Origin of the sequence: Pseudomonas sp. HY13-MNA-CIBAN-0226 (assembly GCF_040310305.1) — a bacterium.
In the GTDB taxonomy this organism is placed as follows: Bacteria; Pseudomonadota; Gammaproteobacteria; order Pseudomonadales; family Pseudomonadaceae; genus Aquipseudomonas; species Aquipseudomonas gregormendelii.
This window is the reverse complement of record NZ_JBEOPS010000490.1, coordinates 1-248: the sequence shown is the minus strand read 5'-3', so window position 1 is coordinate 248 and position 248 is coordinate 1. Positions and strand designations below refer to the sequence as shown.

The 248-nt window shown below is 37.1% G+C and carries 1 pseudogene; it reads right to left on the bottom strand.

Annotation, left to right across the window (positions count from 1 at the left end):
• Positions 1–248, bottom strand: a pseudogene (locus tag AAEZ05_RS29625) (nitric-oxide reductase large subunit); the annotation flags it as partial.

Here is a 248-nt window from a genome sequence, read left to right as displayed (position 1 = left end):
ACTAAACCCATATTAAAAAATATAAAGGCCAGTGCTGTTGTGGCAAATACTTCAAAGAAACCTTCTACCCATAAATGCACAATCCACCAGCGCCAATATTCCATTACTGAAATATGCGTACGCTCGCCGTAGAAAAAACCCGCACCATAAAATAAGCCAATCGCAATTACCGACAGCATAAATAAAACCAGTAAGTTTTTATCACCCTCTTTATTTAAAGTGGGTGTAATACAACGCATCATTAATAC